The 17,646-nt window shown below is 60.7% G+C and carries 20 protein-coding genes; 17 read left to right on the plus strand and 3 right to left on the minus strand.

Translation table 11 applies throughout. From position 1 onward, the window contains the following. Nucleotides 1-24 precede the first annotated feature (24 nt). From rsmI to ACVBAU_RS03555, 4 genes are read left to right on the plus strand one after another with little or no spacing between them, the layout of a single operon-like run. A complete protein-coding gene (gene rsmI / locus ACVBAU_RS03540; protein WP_335744851.1) occupies nucleotides 25-885 on the plus strand; it encodes a 16S rRNA (cytidine(1402)-2'-O)-methyltransferase in 861 nt (286 codons plus the stop codon). Nucleotide 886: 1 nt separating this feature from the next. After that, nucleotides 887-1,276, plus strand: coding sequence for a YraN family protein (locus ACVBAU_RS03545; RefSeq protein ID WP_138924397.1), 390 nt, complete (start codon nucleotides 887-889; stop codon nucleotides 1,274-1,276). Nucleotides 1,277-1,334: 58 nt separating this feature from the next. Then, nucleotides 1,335-2,270 (plus strand): glutathione synthase, encoded by a 936-nt coding sequence (gene gshB / locus ACVBAU_RS03550; protein ID WP_138924396.1) that lies wholly within the window; start codon nucleotides 1,335-1,337, stop codon nucleotides 2,268-2,270. Then, nucleotides 2,267-3,184 carry an alpha/beta hydrolase gene (locus ACVBAU_RS03555; protein ID WP_448327928.1) on the plus strand — a complete coding sequence of 306 codons (918 nt, stop codon included), beginning with the start codon at nucleotides 2,267-2,269 and terminating at the stop codon, nucleotides 3,182-3,184. Before gshB ends, ACVBAU_RS03555 begins: the two co-directional genes overlap by 4 nt. Here ACVBAU_RS03555 and ACVBAU_RS03560 read toward each other — a convergent pair. Together ACVBAU_RS03560 and ACVBAU_RS03565 are read right to left on the minus strand one after the other, a co-directional pair. Further along, nucleotides 3,150-4,664 carry a YifB family Mg chelatase-like AAA ATPase gene (locus ACVBAU_RS03560; protein ID WP_448327930.1) on the minus strand — a complete coding sequence of 505 codons (1,515 nt, stop codon included), beginning with the start codon at nucleotides 4,662-4,664 and terminating at the stop codon, nucleotides 3,150-3,152. The two genes, ACVBAU_RS03555 and ACVBAU_RS03560, sit on opposite strands and share 35 nt — an antisense overlap. A gap of 123 nt (nucleotides 4,665-4,787) precedes the next feature. Continuing rightward, entirely contained in the window at nucleotides 4,788-5,369 is a 582-nt protein-coding gene (locus ACVBAU_RS03565; protein ID WP_138924393.1) for a histidine phosphatase family protein, read from the minus strand. Between the two features lie 171 nt (nucleotides 5,370-5,540). Here ACVBAU_RS03565 and ACVBAU_RS03570 point away from each other — a divergent pair, with 171 nt between their 5' ends. The 8 genes from ACVBAU_RS03570 to ACVBAU_RS03605 all read left to right on the plus strand — a co-directional run bounded on the left by ACVBAU_RS03570 (nucleotide 5,541) and on the right by ACVBAU_RS03605 (nucleotide 13,019). Then, complete coding sequence (locus ACVBAU_RS03570) at nucleotides 5,541-6,428, plus strand: RNA polymerase factor sigma-32 (protein ID WP_410468930.1); 888 nt, start codon at nucleotides 5,541-5,543, stop codon at nucleotides 6,426-6,428. A 119-nt stretch (nucleotides 6,429-6,547) separates the two neighbouring features. Next, a complete protein-coding gene (coaBC, locus tag ACVBAU_RS03575) occupies nucleotides 6,548-7,741 on the plus strand; it encodes a bifunctional phosphopantothenoylcysteine decarboxylase/phosphopantothenate--cysteine ligase CoaBC (RefSeq protein WP_448327932.1) in 1,194 nt (397 codons plus the stop codon). 70 nt (nucleotides 7,742-7,811) lie between these two features. Then, entirely contained in the window at nucleotides 7,812-8,261 is a 450-nt protein-coding gene (gene dut / locus ACVBAU_RS03580; RefSeq protein ID WP_171048942.1) for a dUTP diphosphatase, read from the plus strand. A 99-nt stretch (nucleotides 8,262-8,360) separates the two neighbouring features. Beyond that, nucleotides 8,361-9,170, plus strand: a complete 810-nt coding sequence (gene phnC, locus ACVBAU_RS03585) for a phosphonate ABC transporter ATP-binding protein (RefSeq protein WP_323803260.1) — start codon at nucleotides 8,361-8,363, stop codon at nucleotides 9,168-9,170. A gap of 72 nt (nucleotides 9,171-9,242) precedes the next feature. Further along, entirely contained in the window at nucleotides 9,243-10,154 is a 912-nt protein-coding gene (gene phnD, locus ACVBAU_RS03590; RefSeq protein WP_138924390.1) for a phosphonate ABC transporter substrate-binding protein, read from the plus strand. A 71-nt stretch (nucleotides 10,155-10,225) separates the two neighbouring features. Continuing rightward, nucleotides 10,226-11,110 (plus strand): phosphonate ABC transporter, permease protein PhnE, encoded by an 885-nt coding sequence (gene phnE, locus ACVBAU_RS03595; protein WP_138924389.1) that lies wholly within the window; start codon nucleotides 10,226-10,228, stop codon nucleotides 11,108-11,110. After that, on the plus strand, nucleotides 11,107-12,405 hold the full coding sequence (gene phnE, locus ACVBAU_RS03600; RefSeq protein ID WP_448327936.1) for a phosphonate ABC transporter, permease protein PhnE: 1,299 nt from the start codon (nucleotides 11,107-11,109) through the stop codon (nucleotides 12,403-12,405). Before phnE (ACVBAU_RS03595) ends, phnE (ACVBAU_RS03600) begins: the two co-directional genes overlap by 4 nt. Then, nucleotides 12,405-13,019 (plus strand): chloramphenicol acetyltransferase, encoded by a 615-nt coding sequence (locus ACVBAU_RS03605; RefSeq protein WP_448327937.1) that lies wholly within the window; start codon nucleotides 12,405-12,407, stop codon nucleotides 13,017-13,019. Before phnE (ACVBAU_RS03600) ends, ACVBAU_RS03605 begins: the two co-directional genes overlap by 1 nt. Nucleotides 13,020-13,030: 11 nt before the next feature. Here ACVBAU_RS03605 and phnF read toward each other — a convergent pair whose 3' ends face one another. Then, nucleotides 13,031-13,744 (minus strand): phosphonate metabolism transcriptional regulator PhnF, encoded by a 714-nt coding sequence (gene phnF / locus ACVBAU_RS03610; RefSeq protein WP_138924386.1) that lies wholly within the window; start codon nucleotides 13,742-13,744, stop codon nucleotides 13,031-13,033. Between the two features lie 102 nt (nucleotides 13,745-13,846). On the opposite strand from phnF, the gene phnG reads away from it, so the two are divergent. Genes phnG through phnK form a run of 5 tightly spaced genes read left to right on the plus strand, consistent with a single transcriptional unit; the run spans nucleotide 13,847 to nucleotide 17,643 of the window. Then, on the plus strand, nucleotides 13,847-14,302 hold the full coding sequence (gene phnG, locus ACVBAU_RS03615) for a phosphonate C-P lyase system protein PhnG (RefSeq protein ID WP_441351447.1): 456 nt from the start codon (nucleotides 13,847-13,849) through the stop codon (nucleotides 14,300-14,302). Continuing rightward, nucleotides 14,302-14,862 carry a phosphonate C-P lyase system protein PhnH gene (gene phnH / locus ACVBAU_RS03620; RefSeq protein WP_448327939.1) on the plus strand — a complete coding sequence of 187 codons (561 nt, stop codon included), beginning with the start codon at nucleotides 14,302-14,304 and terminating at the stop codon, nucleotides 14,860-14,862. Before phnG ends, phnH begins: the two co-directional genes overlap by 1 nt. Then, a complete protein-coding gene (locus tag ACVBAU_RS03625) occupies nucleotides 14,862-16,010 on the plus strand; it encodes a carbon-phosphorus lyase complex subunit PhnI (RefSeq protein ID WP_448327941.1) in 1,149 nt (382 codons plus the stop codon). The genes phnH and ACVBAU_RS03625 overlap by 1 nt, the downstream gene beginning before the upstream one ends. After that, nucleotides 16,007-16,876 carry an alpha-D-ribose 1-methylphosphonate 5-phosphate C-P-lyase PhnJ gene (locus tag ACVBAU_RS03630; protein ID WP_138924382.1) on the plus strand — a complete coding sequence of 290 codons (870 nt, stop codon included), beginning with the start codon at nucleotides 16,007-16,009 and terminating at the stop codon, nucleotides 16,874-16,876. Before ACVBAU_RS03625 ends, ACVBAU_RS03630 begins: the two co-directional genes overlap by 4 nt. Continuing rightward, nucleotides 16,873-17,643: a phosphonate C-P lyase system protein PhnK gene (gene phnK, locus ACVBAU_RS03635; RefSeq protein ID WP_093731442.1), complete on the plus strand. Its 771-nt coding sequence runs from the start codon at nucleotides 16,873-16,875 to the stop codon at nucleotides 17,641-17,643. The genes ACVBAU_RS03630 and phnK overlap by 4 nt, the downstream gene beginning before the upstream one ends. The last annotated feature ends 3 nt before the right edge of the window (nucleotides 17,644-17,646 follow it).

A 17,646-nucleotide genomic window follows, 5' to 3' on the forward strand; every position in this document is an offset into this window, starting at 1 on the left:
GAGAGTGCGAAAGGCGGGTCCAGCTTGAATTACCAAAAGATTCCCCTTGCGGCGGGGCTTTATTTTGTCGGGGTGCCCATTGGCACTGCCCGCGACATCACCTTGCGGGCGCTGGACGTATTGGCCTCGGCCGATGTGCTGGCCGCCGAGGACACGCGCAGCCTGCGTAAGTTGATGGATATCCACGGAGTCCCATTGAACGGGCGCAGAATCATTGCGTTGCACGACCACTCTGGCAGCGGCGTGCAGGACAAGCTCGTGGCCGCGATACGCGATGGGCAATCTGTCGCCTATGCGTCTGAAGCAGGGATGCCGCTGATTGCTGATCCGGGGTTCGAACTGTCGCGTGCCGCAGGCGAGGCGGGCGTGATGCTGACCTGTGCGCCGGGCCCTTCGGCGGTGCTCACGGCGCTCGCATTGGCAGGTTTGCCGACCGATGCGTTCTTTTTCGCAGGCTTCCTGCCGAATGCGAAAGGGGCACGGCTGACGGCACTGCAAAAGTTGAAAGAGGTGCAAGGCACGCTGGTATTTTACGAATCACCCAAACGCGTCGGGGCTATGCTGCGGGACGCGGCACAGGCGCTTGGCGGGGAACGCCCCGCTGCTGTATGCCGCGAGCTGACCAAGAAATTCGAGGAAATTCAGCGCGGTACCCTTGATGAGCTGACCGAGCGCTACAGCGGCAAATCCCCCAAAGGTGAAATCGTGGTGCTGATTGATCGCGGGCGTTTACCGTCTGTTAGTGAAATTGATTTAACCTCTGACCTTGCGAACGCATTGGAAACAAATTCGATGCGCGATGCCGTCGATATGGTGGCGCAGGCATACGACGTGCCGCGCCGTCAGGTGTATCAGGCGGCGTTGGAATTGGGGAAAGATACGTAAGATGACCAAAACATTGGCGACACTGGCGAAATCTGTTCAAGGGGCGGTGTCCTATCACGCGGGCCGCGCGGCCGAGCTTCAGGTCGCGCAGGATTATCGTCGGCGCGGTTTTGCACTGGCCCACGAACGCTGGCGCGGTAAGGCGGGTGAAATTGATCTGATCCTGCGCGACGGCGACGGGATCATCTTTGTCGAGGTCAAGAAAAGTAAAAGCCACGACAGCGCCCTGCAGCGTTTGAACCGGAAACAGATGCGCCGTATCTATCGCTCTGCCGAAGAATTCATCGGCGGCGAACCCAAAGGCGCGCTGACGGACGTACGGTTCGACGTGGCTTTGGTCGATCAAACCGGTGACCTGCGCATCCTTGAAAACGCCTTCGGGCACGACTGACCCATTGCACCCCACGCCCTGCTGCGCCATCTAAAGAGGAACAACAGGGAGACCCCTTATGAAAATCGCCTTTCAGATGGACCCGATCGGGGACGTGAACATTAACGCGGACAGCAGCTTTCGTCTCGCAGAGGAGGCGCAGGCCCGCGGGCATACGCTTTTCTACTACACCCCCGACCATCTCGCCTATCAAGAGGGGCGCATCACGGCGCGGGGCCATGACCTGACCGTACAGCGTGTGCAAGGTGACCATGCCACGCTGGGTCCCGAGCGCGAAGTCGATCTGGCAGATTTCGACGTGGTCTGGCTGCGCCAAGACCCGCCCTTCGACATGCACTACATCACCTCTACGCATTTGCTGGACCGTCTCAAAGACACAACGCTGGTGGTGAATGACCCGTTCTGGGTGCGCAACTATCCCGAAAAACTAATGGTGCTGGATTTCCCGCAGCTCACCCCGCCCACGACCATTGCCCGCGATCTGGACACGATCAAAGCGTTCAAAGCCAAGCACAAAGACGTCATCCTCAAGCCGCTGTATGGCAATGGCGGTGCGGGTGTCTTCCGTTTGGATGCGAATGACCGAAATCTGAGCTCACTGCATGAACTGTTCAGCGGTTTCTCGCGCGAGCCGTTGATTGTGCAGAAATTCCTGCCCGCCGTGTCCAAGGGCGATAAACGTGTGATCCTCGTCGATGGTGAACCCGTCGGTGCGATCAACCGTGTCCCGGCAGAGGGTGAAACACGGTCGAACATGCATGTTGGGGGCCGTCCTGAAAAGGTGGGCCTGACAGAGCGCGACCTGGAAATCTGTGCCGCAATCGGGCCGTTGCTGCGTGAAAAGGGTCAGATTTTTGTCGGCATCGATGTGATCGGTGACTATCTGACAGAGATCAACGTGACCTCCCCCACCGGTATCCAAGAGCTTGAACGGTTCGACGGCACCAACATCGCCGGTAAAATCTGGGAAGCAATTGAGCGCAAACGCGCATGAGCCTGCTGCGCCCTCTGCTGAACAGCTATTTGCGTTTGGTAGAGAAGCGCAAGCTGGCGCGGACGCGCGACGTTCACAAGATCCGGCGTGATTTCGCCAGAACCGCGCGGCTGCTGTTTCGGGCGCCGCGCGGCACGCAGATCACGCGCAGCCGTTTGACCGGCGCGGGCGAGGTTCTGCGGGTATCCCCAGCACAGACGCGATCAGATCTGGTCCTCTTTTACATCCATGGCGGTGGTTTTGTCTTCGGCAGCCCCGATACCCACAGTGCCATGCTGGGCGCATTGGCGCAGCGACTTGGCGCGGCGGCGGTGCTGCCCTATTATCGTCTTGCCCCCGAAGCACCATTCCCCGCCGCGATCGAAGATGTCGCCGCGGCCTATCAGGCGGTGCTGGACAGCGGCGTGGCTGCGCACAACATCATCCTCGGTGGCGACAGCGCGGGGGGCGCGCTGGCGTTCAATCTGCTGAGCCGTTTGTGCGCTTACGCAGGTCCATTGCCGCGTGCGCTTTTTGCGTTTTCACCACTGACGGATTTCCTGCACGAGGGGGCCAGCTTTCGCGAGAACGCGGCCCGCGAGGCCGTTTTGCCGGCGGCGCAGGCCGGTCTTATGGCAGAGATGTATTTGGCGGGGGCAAGCCCGAGCGACCCTGCCGTCAGCCCGCTGCGCGCCGATTATCGCGGTGCGCCGCCAGTCTGGATCACAGTCGGCTCGACCGAAATCCTGCGTGATGACGCGCGACGCATGTCGACGTATCTACAGGATCAATCGGTTCACGTGACGTTGGTTGAAGAACATGATCTTCCCCATGTCTGGCCGATTTTTCACAACGCTCTGCCAGAGGCGCGGGCCACGCTGGATGCGCTGGCACAGTGGATCAAGAAAGTGCCATCGACGGCAGACGAAAACTGAGCGCTTCGGCAAGATGCGGTTTGCGCACATCGGTAGCACCTTCCAGGTCCGCGATAGTGCGCGCGACGCGCAAGACCCTGTGATACCCTCGGGCGGAGAGGTGAAACCGCTCTGCCGCGCGCGACAGCAGGGCGCGGGCCTCTGTGTCAGGTGTGGCAATCTGTTCGAGCAGACCCCCTTCGGCATCGGCGTTTAATGTCGCGGTGGGATGTCCGGCAAACCGGTCGTGCTGGCGACAACGCGCGGCAAGTACACGCTGGGCCACGTCGGCCGATCCTTCGGCGCTGGGGGGCAGTTCCAGATCCGTATACCCCACGGGTGGTACATCAATCCGCAGATCAAACCTGTCGCGTAGGGGGCCGGACACGCGGCTCATATAATCCTCGCCACAGGCAGGTGCTTTGCTGCAGGCGCGGGCCGGATCGCTGAGGTAGCCGCATTTGCAGGGGTTGGCTGCGGCCACGAGCATGAATTTGCACGGGTATTTCACATGCGCATTGGCGCGGGCGATCATCACCTCGCCCGTCTCAACCGGTTGGCGCAGGGTTTCAAGTACGGTGCGGGGGAATTCAGGGAATTCGTCCATAAACAACACGCCATTATGCGCCAGACTGACCTCTCCGGGTTTGGCGAGACGGCCACCGCCGATGATCGCCGCCATAGACGCTGTGTGATGCGGTTCGCGAAAGGGCCGCACGCGCGAGATGCCACCATCGTCCATCAGCCCCGCCAGCGAATGGATCATAGAGGTGCTAAGCGCCTCTTGTGGGGTGAGCGGGGGCAGGATCGAGGGCAACCGTGCCGCCAGCATGGATTTGCCCGATCCGGGGGTGCCGACGAACATCAGATGATGTCGCCCCGCCGCCGCGATTTCAAGCGCACGTTTGGCGCGTTCCTGCCCTTTGACATCGCGCAGGTCGTGACGGCTGGGGCTTTGTGTCACCTCGCCCGGCGTGGCCGCGGGGAGGGGGGACTGTCCGGTAAAGTGACGCACGACCGCGCCGAGGCTCGGAGCAGCGATCACCTGTGCATTGCCCACCCAAGCGGCTTCGGCCCCGGAGGCGGCGGGGCAGAGCAGGCTGCGCCCGTTTTCTGCAGCTGCCATCGCAGCGGGCAGCGCGCCGATCACAGGGATCAGGCTGCCGTCCAGTGCCAGTTCGCCTAAAGCCACGGTGCTTTGGATCGCATCCTGCGGGAGGATATCGATCGCCCCCAACAACGCCAGCGCGATGGGCAGGTCAAAATGGCTGCCCTCTTTGGGGAGGTCGGCAGGGCTGAGGTTGATTGTGATCCGTTTGCTGGGCAAGGCAATCGCCATCGCGCCAAGGGCGGCGCGCACCCTTTCACGTGCTTCTGACACCGCTTTGTCGGGCAGGCCCACGATCGAAAATGCAGGCATTCCAGCGGACAGCGCGCATTGCACCTCGACGATGCGCGCGTCGATGCCTTGGAATGCGACCGTATATGCCCGTGCGACCATTGTTCCCCTGCTGTCCTTTAATGCCTTCAGGGGTAGGGCGGGGGTGTTTAAGAAACGTTAACGGATGCGGAAACCGGAGGATTTGAGTTTATTTGGCAAAATGAAGCAGGGCGCGGGTGACCGTCAGACCTGATGGTTGATGGTGCCAATGTCCCAGCCGCGTGGCGTGATGTGAATATCAGTGACAGAGAGGTTGTCGATCTTATGCGCCATTGCGGCATGGGCATCGACGCCAAGCGCGCGTTGGACTTGGGTCAATATCACGCCGAAATGCGCCACGGCGATGATGTGCGTGTTCGGGTGGGCTTGGGTGATCCGGTCAACGGCTGCGTTGATGCGGCGGGCCGCGTCGTTCCAGCTTTCGCCTTCGGGGGCCGCAATATCGCCGGGGGTGGTCCAGTAGGCGCGGCTGAGCTCCGGATGGCTTTGTGACACATCGCGGGCGTGCATGCCGTCCCACAGCCCGAAATCAAGCTCGCGTAGGTCAGGGTCGTGCGGCAGGCGCATTCGGCTGTCCGAGGCGAGCGTATCGGCCGTGGCAGAGGCGCGGATCAGATCGGAAGAGATCAAAACCGAGGACTGTGGCAGATGTGCGTTCAGCCGTGCGATCAACGCGTGATCGGACAGATCGGCAGGGACATCGCGCCAGCCGACAAAGTTTTTCTCGTGAGTCGGGCCGTGGCGCACCCAATGCCAAATTGTCATGATCAAAGCGCCTTTTGCCGAAGGTGGTTTGCGATTTATTTAGCGTTGCTGCGCCAAAGTCAAAGCGGGCGGCGTGTGAAAAACCAATTCTTTTTCGAATCCGCGTGAACCAACTGGCGGTTTTCCGCGTTTACATGAAAAGGCGCAAGGACATGTGCCTAGTTTGTAGGGATGGACATCATGACGCTGGCGCAATCACGTGACTTTTCTTTGACCCGCACCGCAATGAAAGCAGAGCTTTTGGATGCGGAGACGGAACTGAGGCTCGCATATGCTTGGCGCGACCAGCGCGACGAGCAAGCGCTGCACCGGCTCATCACGGCCTACATGCGCTTAGCTATTTCGATGGCGGGTAAATTCAAGCGCTATGGCGCATCAATGAATGATCTTGTTCAAGAGGCCGGATTGGGCCTGATGAAAGCCGCCGACAAGTTTGATCCTGATCGCGGGGTGCGCTTTTCCACCTATGCTGTTTGGTGGATCAAGGCGAGCATTCAAGACCACGTCATGCGCAATTGGTCGATGGTCCGTACCGGGTCGACGTCCTCGCAAAAATCCCTGTTTTTCAACATGCGCCGTGTCCAAGCGCGATTGGAGCGTGAAGCTCAGGCCGCGGGCGAGACATTGGATCGCCACCAGCTGCGGCAGATGATCTCTACCGAGATTGGCGTGCCGATGCATGACGTCGAGATGATGGAAGGCCGCCTGTCGGGATCAGACTTTTCCTTGAACGCGACGCAATCTGCCGAGGACGAGGGTCGCGAATGGATCGATGCGCTGGTCGATGACAGCGCGCAAGCCGCCGAACGGGTTGAGGATAGTCACGACACTTTGACGCTGCGCAATTGGTTGTTCTCGGCGATGCAGGCGCTGAACGAGCGCGAGCAATTTATCGTGCGCGAACGCAAATTGCGTGACCAGCCCCGCACATTGGAAAGCCTTGGCGCAGAGCTGAGCCTGTCAAAAGAGCGTGTGCGCCAGCTTGAGGCCGCTGCCTTTGGCAAGATGCGCAAGACGCTTGAGACGCAGTCGTCCGAGGTGCGCCATTTCCTGATGTGATCCGGCGGTCTGCACCGGTTGCACTGGCCTGTCTTCTGTGCCGCATTGCGCAGGAACGGGCTGGCGCAAAATGACCCGCCCCCCTATTGTCTGGCCAAACACCGACGATGGGGGCGATCATGCTGGCTGGAAAACATATTCTGCTGATAATCGGGGGCGGTATTGCTGCCTTTAAATCCCTTGATCTGATCCGCCGTCTGCGTGAACGCGGTGCTGTTGTCACACCTGTGCTGACCCGCGCGGGCGAAGAGTTCGTGACGCCTTTGTCGGTCTCTGCGCTGGCGGGGCAAAAGCTGTATCGTGACCTATTCGATTTGGGTGACGAGGCAGAGATGGGGCATATCCAACTGAGCCGCGTCGCTGATCTGGTTGTTGTCGCCCCTGCCACTGCTGATCTGATGGCCAAGATGGCGACGGGTGCAGCGAACGATCTGGCCTCTACCTTACTGTTGGCGACGGATACGCCGGTGCTGATTGCGCCAGCGATGAATGTGCGCATGTGGGATCACCCTGCAACGCAGCGCAACCTCGCGGTATTGCGCGGTGACGGCATCAGCGTAGTCGGACCCAACGACGGTGATATGGCCTGCGGGGAATTCGGCCCGGGCCGTATGTCCGAACCGCTCGAGATCGTTGCGGCGATAGAGGCGAAGCTGGCGGATGGCCCGCTGACGGGCCGGCGTATTCTGGTGACCTCTGGCCCGACGCATGAACCGATTGATCCTGTGCGCTATATCGCGAACCGGTCGTCGGGGGCGCAGGGCACGGCGATTGCCCGCGCGCTGGCTGCTTTGGGGGCACATGTGATCTTTGTCACCGGTCCCGCCGATGTGCCCCCCCCCGACGGGGTAGAGGTGATCCGGGTGCAAACGGCACAGCAGATGCAAGAGGCGGTAGAGGCGGCATTGCCCGTGGACGCAGGCGTGTTTGCGGCAGCTGTGGCCGATTGGCGTATGGCCAATGCTAGCGACCGAAAGTTAAAAAAGTCGAAAGACGGCTTGCCGGTGCTGAGCTTTGCGGAAAACCCCGACATTCTGAAGGCTGTCAGCGCAGTAGGCGCACGGCGTCCGCAACTGGTCGTGGGCTTTGCCGCCGAGACCAATGATGTGGTGGAAAATGCCACCGCGAAACGTTTGCGCAAAGGCTGTGATTGGATTGTTGCCAATGATGTGTCGCCAGCGACGGGGATTATGGGCGGGGCAGAAAACGCCGTGACCCTGATTTCGGACGCGGGCGCCGAAAGCTGGCCGCGCATGGGCAAGGATCAGGTGGCGCAGCAGTTGGCCGCACGGATCGCGCAGGCCTTGGGCTAGGCGTTTCTTGCCTTCGGCGAGGATTTTGAACCATTTGGAAAACGCCCGAGCGGGCGTAGCGGAGCGAGTGATGGCCGAGATCAAGTTCAAACGTGTCAGCGGAAATGATGACCTGCCGCTTCCGGCTTATGCCACGGCGGGGGCGGCGGGGATGGACCTGCGTGCATTCCTGCCGGATGGGCCATTAACTTTTGTCAAATGGCAGATCAGTCTGATTTCGATCGGGTTCTCGGTGGAGCTGCCCCGCGGGACCGAGATGCAGATCAGGCCGCGGTCCGGTCTTGCATTGAAGCACGGGTTTTTAATCCCCAACGCGCCAGGGACCGTGGACGAGGACTATCGCGGCGTGGTGATGGTCGGGCTGTACTATGTGGGGGATGCGCCTTTCGTCATGCGACACGGCGACCGCATTGCCCAGGCTGTTATTGCGCAAGTCCAGCAATACGACTGTGTCGAGGTGGACGCCTTGTCGGATACGACACGAGGCGGTGGCGGATTCGGCTCTACGGGGCTGAAATAGGGTCTGATCGCAAAGGGTTGCGCTGTCGCGAAACTTTAACATAGCTGAAATGAATGTGACTTAATGCAGTCGTAGGTTTCCCGAAAAAAGGGGAACCGAATGCTTCAGCTTCAAGCCGTTACGAAAACATTTGGCGCGAATACAGCCGTTCACGCAGCGAGCTTTTCCGTCGACCGCCCGATGATGATCGGGATCATCGGCAGTTCCGGTGCCGGTAAATCGACGCTGCTGCGGATGATGAACTGTCTGACCCCCGCCAGCTCGGGCGAGATACTGGTGAACGGGCGTGATATCACCAAGCTGCGCGGATCAGAGAAGCGTGACTGGCAATCCCACTGCGCAATGATCTTTCAGCAGTTCAATCTGGTGCCGCGGCTGGATGTGGTGTCGAACGTGCTGCACGGCACGTTGAACCGCCGGTCTACACTGTCGACGATGTTCAACATCTTTCCCCAAGACGACATTGTCCGCGCCATTGATATCCTTGATCGTCTGGGCATCGCTGAACACGCGCCCAAACGTGCCGAGGCCCTATCGGGCGGGCAGCAGCAACGTGTCGCCATTGCGCGCGCGCTTATGCAGGACCCGACGATTATCCTCGCGGATGAACCCATCGCCTCGCTTGATCCGATGAATGCGCAGCTGGTTATGCAGGCGCTGCGCGACATCCACGAACAAGACGGGCGCATGGTCATCGCGAACCTGCACACGCTGGATACAGCCCGCCGCTATTGCGACCGCGTCATCGGCATGCGGCAGGGACGGATCGTGTTTGACGGCACGCCTGCGCAGCTGACCACCGGTGTGGCACGCGACATTTACGGTGCCGATGCCAGTTTTTCCGAGGCAACGACATCGACCCAGATCGAAACGCTTGAGCCCCGCCCCAAGGTAGTGGCGGCGCTATAGCCCCCCCCGTTTTTTCTATCACCCCTGCCTCCGATCTTTGGGGGCCTATCTACAAAAGAAGAGAGACGACCGATGAACAAATTACTTGCTGCTGCTCTGGCGACGACAACCCTTGCGACGGGTGCGGCTGCACAGGCCGAAGCCATCTCCGAGTTCCGCATCGGTATTCTGGGCGGCGAGAACGCTCAGGACCGGATGAATTCTAACGAATGTATGCGCGTCATGACCGAAGATGCTTTGGGTGTGCCGACCAAGATTTTCGCCCCTGCCGACTATAACGGCGTTATTCAGGGTCTGCTGGGCGGCACGCTGGACATGGCGTGGCTGGGTGCCTCGGGCTATGCGGCGGTTTATCTGCAAGACCCCGAAGCGGTCGAGCCTGTACTGGTTAAAATGAACGTGGACGGGTCTTATGGCTACCACTCCATCGGGTTTGCCCGCGCCGACAGCGGCATCACCAAGCTCGAAGACGTCAAGGGCAAAGTTTTTGGCTTTGGCGATCCGAACTCGACCTCAGGCTATCTGATCCCGTCGATCGAGATCCCGCAGATGGGCGAAGGGATCACCATGGAGTCCGGTGACTACTTTGGTGAGGTCAAATTCACCGGCGGTCACGAGCAGACAATCGTTGCGGTCAACAATGGCGACATCGACGCAGGGGTGACCTGGGCCGACGGTCAGGGCAACTGGGAAGACGGCTATAACTCGGGGGCGCTGCGCAAAGCGGTGGATTCGGGGCTGGTTGATATGAACGATCTGGTGGAAATCTGGCGCTCCAAGCCGATCCCTGAAGGCCCCGTCGTTTTGCGCAGTGATCTGCCGCAGGACGTCAAAGACAAGATGACCACGCTGGTGGACACCCTGTATGAAATCGACCCCGACTGTACCTATGGCGTTGCCGCAGGGGACAGCCTTGGTTTCGATCCGATCACCCATGACGCCTATGTGTCGATCATCGAGGCACGCAAGGCAAAATCGAATTGATTAAAGTAATTTAAGCACTGTCGCTGGCTCCGATCCTCATCGGGGTCAGCATTTTTACGTAAAGGCTTCCCATGACTGCGACATCGCATACCAACCCCGACCGAGCAGGGATTCAGGACAGCTATCTGGCGCTGGCCAGATCGAAGCGCTGGATGAATCTGGTGCTGTTGATCCTTTTTGTGGCGCTGCTGGTGGGCGGCTTTAATACCGCGGGCGACCGCAATGCAGGCGGGTTCTGGGACGGGCTGCCGAACGTTCTCGATTTCCCCGCTGACGTGATCGGCGAAGCGATTGAACGCGGGCACCTTTTGCCCGGATATATGGCGAAATACCTGCCTTCGTTAATCGAGACGGTGAATATTGCCGCGGCGTCGACCCTGCTGGGCGCAATGATCGGTCTGTTTCTGTCGCTGATGGTCACGCGCGGGCTTGCCCCTGTGCCGTGGCTGGTCGGTCCCTTGCGCCGCGTGCTGGACCTGTTGCGCGCCGTCCCCGAGATCGTCATCGCGCTGGTGTTGATCTTTATGCTGGGCGGCGGGCCGGTGCCCGCGATGATTGCCATTGCGCTGCATACCATCGGTGCGTTGGGTAAACTCTTTTCCGAGGTGAATGAAAACGCCTCTCTCAAACCGGTAGAAGGTCTTGCCTCTGTCGGGGCCAGCTGGAGCCAGCGCATGTGGCTGGGGGTGATCCCGCAAGTGGCCCCGAACTACGTCAGCTATGCCCTGCTGCGCTTTGAGATCAACATCCGCGCCTCTGCGATCCTTGGCTTCGTCGGGGCCGGTGGCATCGGCTATGACTTGCGCAACACCATGAGCTGGGGGCAGGGCAAATTCGACGAGGCTGCCGCCATCTTCCTTTTGCTGTTCCTGACGATTGTTATCGTCGATCAGCTTTCTTCCGTTTTTCGTAACCGTCTGACCCACGGACTGCCGAGTGCAAAGGTGACCCTATGACCGCGACCGCCCTTCATGCCCAGACGATGGTGCACTTCTCGCGCAAGCGGATGACCGCTTTGGCGCTGCCCCTGATCGCGCTGGCCTATTTCGTCTATATCTTCTTTGCCTTTGATATTGCGGGGCTGGGGGACCGGATCAACGTCGGCAACGCCCGCACGCTGGTGTCTGATACCTATAGCTACAAAACCCATGTCACGCAGGACAACCGCGACGGCGCATTTTCCATCGCAATCGAAGGCGAGCGGAAAGGCGCATATGAAACCGGTACGGCCCCCGATTGGGTCACGCTGGGGGATCACCCCGTTGCTGATCTGGGGGGCGGGCATATCGTGACCTTCGGCCCGCAGGTGACCTATGATATCCCGGGCTACGGCACCGTGGTGGCCGAACCGGGACAGCGCGGCGTTCAGGCGACATTCCCGCCCGGCGGTATCCCCGACTATATCAGCGCATCCAAGAACCGTGTGATGATTAACACGGATGCAGGGCGCCTGACGCTCACCCGCAACCGGACCGAGGTGTTCAAGTACAACTACGGCTGGGAGCTGTTCTTTTTCACGCTCGACAGCCCTTATCACGGGGTTGGCCCTGTTGCACTGCTGGGGCGCGCGGTCAGCGGCGAAGCCGGCGCGATCTTCCACGATTTCTGGACCAACCGCATGTGGCGTCATGGCGATGTGGCTTGGGCGTTGTACGAGACGTTGTTGATGGCATTCCTTGGCACGTTTGGCGCAGCGATCATCGCTTTGCCGCTGGGGTTTCTGGCCGCCAAGAACTTTACCCCGCTGCGGTCGCTCAGGTTTGCGGCGCGGCGCATGTTCGATTTTCTGCGCGGGGTTGACGGGCTGATCTGGACCATCGTGCTGTCGCGGGCCTTTGGGCCGGGGCCGCTGACGGGGGCCCTGGCGATCTTGCTGACCGACACGGGGTCCTTCGGCAAGATGTTCTCGGAAGCGCTTGAGAACGTCGACGGCAAACAGATCGAAGGCATCACCTCCACCGGGGCGAAACCGCTGCAACGCTATCGCTTTGGGGTCCTGCCGCAGATCGTGCCGGTGCTGCTTAGCCAGATCCTGTATTTCCTTGAATCCAACACGCGGTCCGCGACGATCATCGGGGCGATCACCGGTGGCGGCATCGGTTTGCTGTTGACCCAGGCGATTGCCACCCAGAAGGACTGGGAAGAGGTGACCTACTACATCGTGCTGATCGTGCTGATGGTCATGGCGATGGACAGCTTTTCGGGCTGGCTGCGCCGCAAGCTGATCAATGGCGACGAGGGCGGTCACTGATGCCGCGTCTCACTGCTGACACCCCCTTCATCCACCCCGACTGCGAGATCAAAGATGCCACATTCGGAGCCTACACAGAGGTTGGACGCGGGTCGCGTATCGCGCACAGCCAGTTTGGTGACTATAGCTACTGCGACCGCTACGCCGACATTGCCAACACCACCGTGGGCAAGTTTGCAAACATCGCGGCCTATGTGCGGATCGGGGCCACAGACCACCCGATGGAGAAAGCCAGCCTGCATCACTTTCACTACCGTGCAGGCGACTACTTTGACGATGCGACTGACGATGACGCTTGGTTCGCGCACCGCCGTGGGCGGCGCGTCACCCTTGGACACGATACGTGGCTGGGCAACGGCGCACAGGTCCGGCCAGAGGTAACGATCGGCCACGGGGCCGTTGTGGCGGGCGGGGCGATCGTGACCAAGGACGTCGCCCCTTATATGATCGTCGCGGGCATACCTGCAGTGCCGCTGCGCGCGCGGTTCAGCCCAAGTATCGCTGACCGCATGATGGCGCTGGCGTGGTGGGACTGGCCCCACGACGCGCTGCACCGCGCGATTGGGGACTTCCGATCGCTTTCAGCAGAGGCGTTTCTGGAACGATACGAATAACGCCGGCCGCCTCAGGAATCTGCCAGTGTTAGGGTCACTTTGTCCCCCGCAAACCACGTGCGCCCGTATTCCAGCGGCTGGCCTTGATCATCCACGTTCAGGTTGATCGTGCGCAAGATCGGCGCGCCTTCGGCCACGCGCAGATGCAAGGCTTGGGTGGCGCTGGCGAGCTTGGCATTGATGCGGGTCGAGGCGCGGGTATAATCTGTCACGCCCCCCAGCCGCAGCGCCGCCGTCACGGATTGCGCCTGCTCAAGATGCGCCAGCATGTCGGGGAAACGCGCGGCAGAGAAGACGCTGCGAAACAGCGCAATCACCTGATCATCAGCAAAGGACAGCCCCTCACAGACCTGCACCTGCGCGTTCTCGGCTAAGGCAAGCGCGCTGCTTTCCTCGGGCCGTGCGGTGCGGGTTTCCAGCGTCAGGAACTCCTTGCCCGGAATGCGCCCCTGTGCGGTGAGGTTCTGGTGAAAACGGACGCGGCGGCCAATGGGGTAATCGGTGGGGGTAGAGGTCACAAACACCCCCGCACCGCGCCGCGGCAGGACCAGCCCTTCGTCAGTCAGCGCCTTTATCGCATGGCGCACCGTATGCCGGTTCACCCCGAACCGCGCAGCAAGCGCGCTTTCGGTCGGTAGCTTGTCATCAGGGCCATAGACGCCAGAGCCAATATCACTGCGCAGACTATGGGCGATGGCGGTCCAGATCGGGGTGCGTTGGGGCATGTCACAAATATTTCGCAAAAGGAGGGCTTGGCGCTGGTACGCGCGGCGGCTAGTATTTGTCTAGTTGTGTAGACAACTCGAAAAGGTGTCTAGATGAATATGATGAACACACAAATCGACCCTAATGCGGAGCGTAAGGCGTGGTTAGGCCTGTTGGCCAAATCCCCCGCAGCCGAGATCGCACGCCTGTGGACCGCCTATGACACCCACCCCGATCACAGTATTTTGCGCGCGCCAGAGATTGGCGGCGTGATGGTGCGCGGGCGGGCAGGAGCCGTGGGGGCCGCGTTTAACCTTGGCGAAATGTCCGTCACCCGCGCCTCGGTGAAACTGGGCTGTGGCACGGTGGGGCACGGCTATGTGCAAGGGCGCAGCAAGGACCATGCGCTTCGGACCGCACTGATTGATGCGTTGATGCAAACCGACGCGGCGGGGCAAGTAGAGGCGGCCATTCTCACACCGCTGCGCAAGGCGCGCGACGCGGCCAAAACCACCCGCGCGGCCAAGGCTGCTGCAACGAAGGTTGATTTCTTTACAATGGTACGAGGGGAAGACTGATGCAGGCCCATGCTTTGGAGGGCGGCTTTACCAACGCCCCAATCGACGCCGCCCGCGCCTTTCGCGGGCTGATGACCGCCATGGCCCGCCCCGGCACGATTTGTGACGTATCAGGTGCCACCCCGCCCGCGCCGCTTAGCGTGGCAGCAGGTACCGCGATCCTGACGCTGTGTGATCCCGATACGCCGATCTATCTGGGGGCGGCCTGTGATACGCAAGATGTGCGCGACTGGATTACCTTTCAAACCGGCGCGCCTTTTGCGCCTGCCGATAAGGCGATGTTTGCCGTGGGGGGCTGGGACGATCTGCCTCTCGCAAAGTTCGCCATCGGCACCGCAGAATACCCCGACAGGTCAGCAACGCTGATCGTCGAGATGCCCGAACTTTCCCCCCATGGTGCGACCCTGAGCGGGCCGGGCATCAAAGACAGTACCGGCCTGTCGCTGCCGGACTGCGCCGCTTTTCAAGCGAATGCCACGCTGTTCCCACTGGGGCTGGATTTCATTCTCACCTGCGCAGACCGGCTTGCTGCGCTGCCACGCACGACGAGGGTTCGCTGATGTATGTTGCAGTCAAAGGGGGCGAACGCGCCATCGACAACGCCCATGCGTGGCTGGCCGAGGAACGGCGCGGTGATCGGGATGTGGCGGAACTGGGCGTAGATCAGATCCGCGAACAGATGACGCTGGCCGTCAATCGCGTGATGGCGGAGGGGTCGCTTTATGATCCCGACCTTGCCGCGCTGGCGATCAAACAATCGCGCGGCGATCTGATAGAGGCGACCTTCCTGATCCGGGCCTACCGCACCACGCTACCCCGTTTTGGCGGCTCTAATCCGGTGGATACCGCTGCGATGGCGTGTGACCGCCGTGTCTCGGCCACGTTCAAGGACGCACCGGGCGGGCAGGTCCTGGGGCCGACATTCGACTATACCCACCGTCTGCTGGACTTCAAACTCGCCGCCGATGGCGAGGTCGCAGAGACGCCGCAAACAGAGCCTAATGTAGGTGAAACGCCTCATATCATGAGCTTTCTTGACCGCGAGGACCTGATTCAAACGGAACCCGCAGGAGCAGAGAAACCTGACGATCTGACCCGCAGCCCGCTGGAGCTTCCGGCCAGCCGTGCCTTGCGATTGCAGGCTCTAACACGCGGGGATGAGGGGTTTATCCTTGGCATGGCTTACTCCACCCAACGGGGCTACGCACGCAACCACGCTTTTGTGGCAGAGCTGCGCATCGGTGCCGTGGCCGTAGAGATGGACATACCCGAATTGGGTTTTGCCATCGACATCGGTGAAATCACCCTGACCGAATGCGAGACGGTCAATCAGTTCACCGGCTCGAAGACGGAGCCGCCGCAGTTCACGCGGGGCTATGGGCTGGTTTTTGGCATGACCGAGCGCAAGGCGATCTCTATGGCGCTGGTTGACCGCGCGCTGCGCTGGAAGGAGTTGGGCGAGGATAATCTGGGCGCACCCGCGCAGGACGAGGAATTCGTGCTGTACCACGCCGACAATATTCAGGCGACGGGGTTTCTGGAGCATATCAAACTGCCCCACTACGTCGATTTCCAATCCGAACTGGAGCTGATCCGCAAGCTACGCCGTGACGCGCAGGCAGGGTCGCAGGCGGGGGGACAAGCCGAAGGGGAGGGCCCCTCCGGGGGGAGTTTAAAAGGCAAAATGAAGGAAGGGGTGGCGTCATGAGCGACTATAACTTCGCCTATCTGGACGAGCAGACCAAACGCATGATCCGCCGCGCGATCCTGAAAGGGTTGGCGATCCCGGGCTACCAAGTGCCTTTTGCCAGCCGCGAGATGCCGATGCCTTATGGCTGGGGCACGGGCGGTGTGCAGGTGTCGGCGGCGGTATTGACGCCCGAAGACCGGTTCAAGGTGATCGATCAGGGGGCCGATGACACCACCAATGCAGTCTCTATCAGGCGGTTTTTCGAGAAAACGGCGGGTGTCGCCGTTACCGAAGCCACCACCGAGGCCAGCGTGATCCAGACCCGTCACCGCATCCCCGAAGCGCCCCTGCGCGAGGACCAGATCCTTGTCTATCAGGTGCCGATCCCCGAACCGCTGCGGTTTCTCGAGCCGTCAGAGGTAGAGACCCGCAAGATGCACAGCCTTGAGGAATACGGATTGATGCACGTGAAACTTTACGAGGACATCAGCCAGCATGGTGCGATTGCCACCGCCTATGCTTATCCGGTGAAGGTAGAGGGGCGCTATGTCATGGACCCGTCGCCGATCCCGAAGTTCGACAACCCAAAGCTGGAGATGGCAGGTATCCAGCTGTTCGGCGCGGGCCGTGAACAGCGCATCTATGCGGTGCCGCCCTATACCAAGGTCGTCAGTCTGGATTTTGATGACTACCCGTTCGAGCCGACCAAAGCAGATCACGCCTGTGATCTGTGCGGCGCGACAGACAGCTATCTAGACGAGCTGATCATGGATGATGCCGGCGGTCGGATGTTCATGTGTTCGGATACGGATTACTGCGGCTCGCGTCGCGCTGCAGGGCATTGTGGCGCCCAGGGCACCCCTTTGGCGGAGGACGCGGCATGACCCCGTTGTTGCAAGTGGAAGGCATCGCCAAGATGTACGGCGCGCGGATCGGGTGCACGGATGTGTCCTTTGATCTTTATCCGGGCGAGGTAATGGGCATCGTCGGGGAAAGCGGGTCGGGGAAGTCGACCTTGCTGAACTGTATGGCGGGGCATTTGCAGCCCGACGCAGGTGCGGTGCGCTTTGACACCCGCACTGAGGGCTTGCGCGATACTGTCACGATGAGCGAGCCCGAACGTCGCATGCTGTCGCGCACTGACTGGGCATTCGTTCATCAACATGCCCGCGACGGGTTGCGCATGAACGTCAGTGCGGGCGGCAATGTCGGCGAACGGCTGATGGCCGTGAACGCGCGCCATTACGGAGACATCCGCGACAAGGCAATCGATTGGCTGGGCCGGGTCGAGATCAGCGCCGACCGGATTGACGACCGCCCCACGGCCTTTTCCGGCGGGATGCAGCAACGGCTGCAGATCGCGCGCAATCTGGTGACGGGCCCTCGTTTGGTCTTTATGGATGAGCCGACTGGCGGTCTGGATGTCAGCGTACAGGCGCGATTGCTGGACCTGCTGCGCGGGCTGGTCCGCGAAATGGGGCTGAGCGCCATCATCGTGACGCACGATCTGGCTGTGGTGCGATTGCTCGCCGACCGGCTGATGGTGATGAAAGACGGCCATGTCATAGAGAGCGGCCTGACCGATCAGGTGCTCGACGATCCGCAGCATGCGTATACGCAGCTTCTTGTTTCCTCTGTCCTACAGGTATGAGCC

The organism is Sulfitobacter sp. M13, from assembly GCF_053474885.1.

What these genes read in the sequence shown, in the direction of transcription:
- phnK (WP_093731442.1), top strand. Translation starts at nt 16,873, where the DNA reads ATGACCCCGTTGTTGCAAGTGGAAGGCATCGCCAAGATGTACGGCGCG.
- ACVBAU_RS03605 (WP_448327937.1), top strand. Translation starts at nt 12,405, where the DNA reads ATGCCGCGTCTCACTGCTGACACCCCCTTCATCCACCCCGACTGCGAG.
- phnD (WP_138924390.1), top strand. Translation starts at nt 9,243, where the DNA reads ATGAACAAATTACTTGCTGCTGCTCTGGCGACGACAACCCTTGCGACG.
- ACVBAU_RS03570 (WP_410468930.1), top strand. Translation starts at nt 5,541, where the DNA reads ATGGACATCATGACGCTGGCGCAATCACGTGACTTTTCTTTGACCCGC.
- phnG (WP_441351447.1), top strand. Translation starts at nt 13,847, where the DNA reads ATGAACACACAAATCGACCCTAATGCGGAGCGTAAGGCGTGGTTAGGC.
- ACVBAU_RS03625 (WP_448327941.1), top strand. Translation starts at nt 14,862, where the DNA reads ATGTATGTTGCAGTCAAAGGGGGCGAACGCGCCATCGACAACGCCCAT.
- gshB (WP_138924396.1), top strand. Translation starts at nt 1,335, where the DNA reads ATGAAAATCGCCTTTCAGATGGACCCGATCGGGGACGTGAACATTAAC.
- phnF (WP_138924386.1), bottom strand. Translation starts at nt 13,744, where the DNA reads ATGCCCCAACGCACCCCGATCTGGACCGCCATCGCCCATAGTCTGCGC.
- ACVBAU_RS03560 (WP_448327930.1), bottom strand. Translation starts at nt 4,664, where the DNA reads ATGGTCGCACGGGCATATACGGTCGCATTCCAAGGCATCGACGCGCGC.
- ACVBAU_RS03545 (WP_138924397.1), top strand. Translation starts at nt 887, where the DNA reads ATGACCAAAACATTGGCGACACTGGCGAAATCTGTTCAAGGGGCGGTG.
- ACVBAU_RS03555 (WP_448327928.1), top strand. Translation starts at nt 2,267, where the DNA reads ATGAGCCTGCTGCGCCCTCTGCTGAACAGCTATTTGCGTTTGGTAGAG.
- dut (WP_171048942.1), top strand. Translation starts at nt 7,812, where the DNA reads ATGGCCGAGATCAAGTTCAAACGTGTCAGCGGAAATGATGACCTGCCG.
- phnE (WP_138924389.1), top strand. Translation starts at nt 10,226, where the DNA reads ATGACTGCGACATCGCATACCAACCCCGACCGAGCAGGGATTCAGGAC.
- phnH (WP_448327939.1), top strand. Translation starts at nt 14,302, where the DNA reads ATGCAGGCCCATGCTTTGGAGGGCGGCTTTACCAACGCCCCAATCGAC.
- phnC (WP_323803260.1), top strand. Translation starts at nt 8,361, where the DNA reads ATGCTTCAGCTTCAAGCCGTTACGAAAACATTTGGCGCGAATACAGCC.
- coaBC (WP_448327932.1), top strand. Translation starts at nt 6,548, where the DNA reads ATGCTGGCTGGAAAACATATTCTGCTGATAATCGGGGGCGGTATTGCT.
- phnE (WP_448327936.1), top strand. Translation starts at nt 11,107, where the DNA reads ATGACCGCGACCGCCCTTCATGCCCAGACGATGGTGCACTTCTCGCGC.
- ACVBAU_RS03565 (WP_138924393.1), bottom strand. Translation starts at nt 5,369, where the DNA reads ATGACAATTTGGCATTGGGTGCGCCACGGCCCGACTCACGAGAAAAAC.
- ACVBAU_RS03630 (WP_138924382.1), top strand. Translation starts at nt 16,007, where the DNA reads ATGAGCGACTATAACTTCGCCTATCTGGACGAGCAGACCAAACGCATG.